Below are 5,188 nucleotides of genomic sequence, written 5' to 3' on the forward strand. Positions count from 1 at the left end.
AGCAGCCGCCCCCGCCCGCGCGGGGGGCGCGGGCGGGGGCGGCTGCTGTGGTGGAGGGTGCTGCGGCTAGGTACTCGTCAGGGGGGACCGGTCGCTCTCCCGCGGCGGAGCCGCACAGGTCACCGTCCCGCGCCCCTGGCCGGGTGCGGCGCGGGTGGCCCTCAGCAGTTCTCGGAGGATCCGCTCCCCTGCCAGTACCCCTCGCTCCGGCAGGGCCGTGATCGTCGGGGCGGTCCAGTCGCTGTCGGCCAGTTCGCCGTGGCCGGGGCGCCACCCCCGGTCCGCGGCGAGGAGGAGGTCGGCGTCGAGCAGGGAGTCGCCCGCGGCCAGGGTCAGCTCGGCCCCGGTGCGGCGGGCGACCTCGTACACGGCCGCGCTCTTGGTGAGCGGCTTGGGCACGGCGTAGAGCTTGCGGCCCTGGAGGGAGACCGTCCAGCCGCGGTTCTCCGCCCACACCGCCAGCTCCTTCACCCACTCCTCGGGCAGCAGCTCCCGCTCGACGACCAGGTACGCGAAGAGGTCCTCGGCGATCCGGTGCTTGCGCACCCACACGGGATCGGCCGTGGCGAACAGATGGTCGCGGACCTCGTCCAGGGAGGCGCACTCGTCGGCCAGCCGGGCGGTCACCCGGGCGTGCCAGACGGGGTCGGAGACGCCGTCCACCAGCAGGTGCCCGCCGTTGGCGCAGATCGCGTAGGTGGGCGGCGGGCCCGGCAGGTTGATCCGCAGGTACTGCTTGCGGGTCCGGGTCGTGGTCGGGACGAACACCGCCGCGTCCCCGAGGTCGCCGAGCAGCCCGGCCGCGGTCTCGGTCAGGTACGACAGCGGCCTGCTCTCGTGCACCTCGACGCACAGCAGCCGGGGGGCCCGCGCGTCCGGCATGGTCAGCGACAGCGCCGCCGACGAGTAGATCAGCGTACGGTCCAGGTCGCTCGCCACGAGCACCGGCATCAGACGGCCACCGCCTTTCCGTCGGCGCCGGTGGCGCCGCGCGTGTACTTCGGATGGATGAGCCCGACACAGGTGTAGGGCAGGTCGGCGACCTCCTCGACCGGCACGCCGCGCTGCCCGGCGAGCAGCCGCACGTGGTCGAGGTCCGCGCCGGCCCCGGCGCGCGCGAGGATCTTCCACGGGACGCGGCGCAGCAGCACACGCGTGGTCTCGCCGACGCCGGGCTTGACCAGGTTCACGTCGTGGATGCCGTACTCCTCGCTGATCCGCTCGACGGCCGCCCAGCCCTCCCAGGTGGGGGTGCGGTCGGCGGCCAGCAGCTCCTTGACCTGTGCGTCGACCGCGTCGCCGACCTCGGTGAAGCGGGCGGCGACCGCGTCGAGGAAGGCCACCGAGACGTCGGCGCCGGCGAGTTCGCGGTAGAACTTCGCGCCGTGGTAGTCGTGCGGGCCGACCAGGTCGGCGCGCAGCACGGTGCGGGAGATCAGCCCGGACACCGTGGAGTTGAGGCAGGCGGAGGGGATCAGGAAGTCCTCACGGGTGCCGTAGGTGCGCACGCACGAGCCCGGGTCGGCGAGCACGGCGATCTCCGGGTCGAAGCCGCTGACGCCCTCCGCCTTCTCGAACTCCTCGACGGCCGCCGTGAGTTCCCGGGTGATCGCGCCCTTGCCGGTCCAGCCGTCGACGAACACGACGTCGGCCGGGTCGTGGTGGGCGGCCAGCCAGCGCAGCGCGTTGGCGTCGATGCCGCGGCCCCGGACGATGGAGACGGCGTAGTGCGGCAGGTCGAGGCCGTGCCGGTGCTGCGCCCAGCGGCGCATCAGCACGCCGACCGGGGTGCCGGCGCGGGCCAGCGAGACCAGGACAGGACGAGGCGACCGCTCGGCGAGCACCGTCTCCGTGACCACGCCGACGGCGGTGGCGATACGGGCCGCCGAGGCGTCCAGCGCGGAGTGGAACAGCCGCTGGTAATCCTCGCTGGGCTGGTACTCCACCGGCAGCGACTCGGCGTAGTGCGCGCCACCGCTCTGGATGGCCTCCTCGCGCTCCTCGGTCGGCGCCTCCAGCGTGACGTCCGACAGGTCCTGGAGCAGCCAGCCCACCTCGTCGGGCGCGTACGAGGAGAAGGCGGGGCCGCGGAGGGGCTCGGGCAGCATGGCGGGCCTTTCGGGGGCCTCGGCGGCCCCGGGGACGTACGACGGGACGACCGTGAGCAGGACGTGCGGGGTGTGCTCGGCGAGCCGGGCGAGCAGACCGTCGGGGGCGTGCAGCGCGGGCGTGTCGGCGGCCGAGTCGACGACGGCGACGACGGCGTCGGAGCCCGCGCCCGCCACGTTGTAGGCGTAGCGGTCACCGGGGCCGTCGGCCGGGTCGTCGTGGGCGGGGAAGACCAGGCGGGTGCGGATCGCGTAGCCCGGGTCGTCGACGGCCAGGACGGGTGAGCGGGTGGTGGTGGAGAAGCGTATCTCCGCGTCGGGGCGCAGCCGCTCCAGCTCGTCAGCGAGGCGCAGGGGGGTGTACATCAGCTCTTCGAAGCCGAGGACGTGCACGCGGCGGGCGCCTTCGGGGAGGGCTTCGGCGATGCGGGTGGCCATGGCCGGGAGGGCGGCTTCCAGGCGAGCGCGGTGCTCGGGGGTGAAGCCGTGGCGGGCGCCGTCCGGGAGGCCCTGGGGCCAGCAGAGGTCGACTCGCGTGTGGGTCGGGTGCGGGCCGGAGGGGCTTGATCGCGCCCGCGCGGCGGAGTCGTGCGTGTCACCGCCCCGCGCCCCTGGGGGGGTGTCGTACTCGGCGACCAGCGCCTGCCCCTGCTCCAGCACCCCGCCCGGGAGCCTCACGGTGCCCGAGGCCACCGTCACCAGGTCCATCCGGGCGCCCAGTTCCTCGGCGAAGGCGTCCAGGCGGCCCGCGTCGGCCGGGGAGCGCATGTCGACCAGGGCGACCACGACGTAGTGGTCGCGGGGGTAGCGGGCGTGCAGGTCACGGATGGTGTTCAGGACCGTGTTGCCGGTGGAGAACTCGTCGTCGACGAGGACGAGCGGGCCGGATCCGGCGAGCAGGGCCGGGTCCTCGGGCAGGAGGAGGTGGGAGGTGGCGTGCGAGTGGGACTCCTCGAAGCCGCCCGCCGGCGCGACCCCGGGCACCGGGCGGCGCGTGGAGTGCAGGTAGGGGGCGAGGGCCAGGCCGTCGGCGACCGAGTGGCCGAGGCCGGTGGCGGTCTCCGCGTAGCCGAGGACGACCGCCTGGCGGGCCGCGTCGTCGCCCAGCAGCTCCCGGACCCGGCGGCCGAGGGCGAGGCCGTGGCCGTACACCACGGACGGTGACTGGGGGACGTGCTTGCCGAGCACGTTCGACACCAGCAGGTGGGCCCGCTTGGGGTTGCGGCGCAGGGCCAGCCCGAGCAGGCCGGTCAGCGTGTCGTCGCCGTCGAGTTCGACCCCCAGCCGCCGGGCGACCCAGCTGCCGGACCAGACCCCGTCGTTCACTGCCTTCTTCATGCGTCCCTTGAATAGAGGTTTCTATGTCTCGTGAGCGGCCGGGTCAGGTGGGGATGATCCCGGCGGCCAGCAGATCGACGAAGCCGATGTCCTCGTGCGCCACTCCGAACACCTCGGCGCGCAGCAGGGTCCGCTCGGCCCAGGCGCGGTGCGGCTTCACCTCGTTCATCTTGTTCGTGTACGCCGACCTGAGCACACCGCCGCCGCCGCGCTCGGGGCGCAGGATGTCCTGCGCGTCGCTGAACTCCTCGTGACTGACCACGGACAGGGCATGCACGGGCAGCACATGGGAGGGATGGATGCAGGTCTTGCCGAGCAGGCCGTTGGCCTGGTCCAGCGAGATCTCCCGCAGCAGCCCGTCCATGGCGTGCTCGATCAGTCTCTCGCGCAATTCCTCCGCCTGCCCCTCCAGGAAGGGGCTGCGGCGCAACTGTGGCTTGAACATGCGCTCCTGGACCCGGAAGTACTCCCACACCGGCCCGGTCACCGTGAAGCCGGAGCCGTCGGCGCGGCCCAGCATGTTCACCACGTCGGCGATCACGGAGGCGACGATCTGCACGTCGTACGCCGTCATGTCGGGGGCCCGGCGCAGGCCGTACGACGAGCAGAAGTCGGTGACGCCGAGGCGCAGGGCCAGCACCCGCTCGCGGTACTTGTCGACGACCCGGAAGATCCCTTCCAGGGTCTCCACCCGGGACTCCCGGTACAGCAGCTCCGGCGACTCCAGCACGGGCATGGCGAACAGCCTCCGCCCGCTCGACGCCTCGGCCGCCGCCACGGCCTCCAGGAACGGCACACCCCGTTCGACGGTGAACTTCGGCAGCACGAAACCGGACAGCAGCCGCACCGCCGGGCCCAGGCGGCGGGCCAGGTCGGGGATCTGCTCGGGGGTGCGGACCCGGATGAACAGCAGCGGCGGCTCGGCCGCACCGGGGCGGCCGGCGAGATCCGCGAACTGCCGGACGAGGTTCTCCTCGCCGGCGGGGACGTCCGCGTCGTCGATCGAGTCCTCCAGGCACAGCACCATCGAGACCACGCCACGACCGGCCTGCTTCAGGATGTCGTCGGCGAGCCGCGGCCGGGTGGCCGGGCTGTACAGCGTGGCGCCCAGGGCCGCGGAGAGCAGCCGGGCCGGGGAGTCCGCGGTGAACTCGCACGGCTCCTGATGGAAGAGGCGCTGTCGCACCTCGGGGGCGATGTGCCCGAAATGACGCATAAAACTCCCCCGTGGCGCGGGATGGGCCGATGGTGTGCCGGGAAAAACGTGCTGACAGGTGGCCGGTAATAGTACGTAGAACTCCATGTCACGGGTTCCCACAGGGAATGAATTTCACGTAACGGGGTCTTCGCACGACGTGCGCCGCGACATCCCACCCCGCGTTGTCGTGACCAGGACGGAGAAGGCAGGATGACCGCATGACGCACGCCATGCTGAAGGGGTCGAACGTCCCGCTCGAAGCCACGACGGTGCGCGCCGTGCTGCGCTGGACCCCCGGGCAGGGAATCCCGGACGTCGACGCCTCGGCGCTGCTCCTCGGCCCCGACGGCCGTGTGCGCTCCGACGAGGACTTCGTCTTCTACAACCAGCCCCGGCACCCCTCCGGACAGGTCTGGCGGCTCGGCAAGAAGCGGGGCGCCGAAGGCCTGACCGATACGATCCAGACAGATCTGGCCGGTGTCGAGCCCGCCGTCGGACAGATTCTCCTCGTCGCGTCGGCGGACGGCGTCGCCTTCGACCGCGT

The 5,188-nt window shown here is 72.8% G+C and carries 4 protein-coding genes; 1 reads left to right on the forward strand and 3 read right to left on the reverse strand.

Annotation, left to right across the window (positions count from 1 at the left end):
* Positions 1-66: 66 nt before the first annotated feature.
* The 3 genes from CCN42_RS39955 to CCN42_RS39965 are packed head-to-tail and all read right to left on the reverse strand — an operon-like array spanning position 67 to position 4,662.
* A complete protein-coding gene (locus CCN42_RS39955; protein WP_245877690.1) occupies positions 67-951 on the reverse strand; it encodes an HAD family hydrolase in 885 nt (294 codons plus the stop codon).
* On the reverse strand, positions 951-3,446 hold the full coding sequence (locus tag CCN42_RS39960) for a phosphoribosyltransferase (RefSeq protein ID WP_086742020.1): 2,496 nt from the start codon (positions 3,444-3,446) through the stop codon (positions 951-953). Before CCN42_RS39960 ends, CCN42_RS39955 begins: the two co-directional genes overlap by 1 nt.
* 43 nt (positions 3,447-3,489) lie before the next feature.
* A complete protein-coding gene (locus CCN42_RS39965; protein WP_086742021.1) occupies positions 3,490-4,662 on the reverse strand; it encodes an HpcH/HpaI aldolase/citrate lyase family protein in 1,173 nt (390 codons plus the stop codon).
* 200 nt (positions 4,663-4,862) lie between these two features.
* Between CCN42_RS39965 and CCN42_RS39970 the strand changes: the two genes are divergently transcribed.
* Positions 4,863-5,188 (forward strand): TerD family protein (locus CCN42_RS39970; protein WP_143662228.1); only part of this gene is annotated, 326 nt, incomplete at its 3' end.

This window comes from Streptomyces glaucescens (assembly GCF_002154375.1).
GTDB classification, from domain to species: Bacteria; Actinomycetota; Actinomycetes; order Streptomycetales; family Streptomycetaceae; genus Streptomyces; species Streptomyces glaucescens.

What these genes read in the sequence shown, in the direction of transcription:
- CCN42_RS39965 (WP_086742021.1), bottom strand. Translation starts at nt 4,662, where the DNA reads ATGCGTCATTTCGGGCACATCGCCCCCGAGGTGCGACAGCGCCTCTTC.
- CCN42_RS39955 (WP_245877690.1), bottom strand. Translation starts at nt 951, where the DNA reads ATGCCGGTGCTCGTGGCGAGCGACCTGGACCGTACGCTGATCTACTCG.
- CCN42_RS39960 (WP_086742020.1), bottom strand. Translation starts at nt 3,446, where the DNA reads ATGAAGAAGGCAGTGAACGACGGGGTCTGGTCCGGCAGCTGGGTCGCC.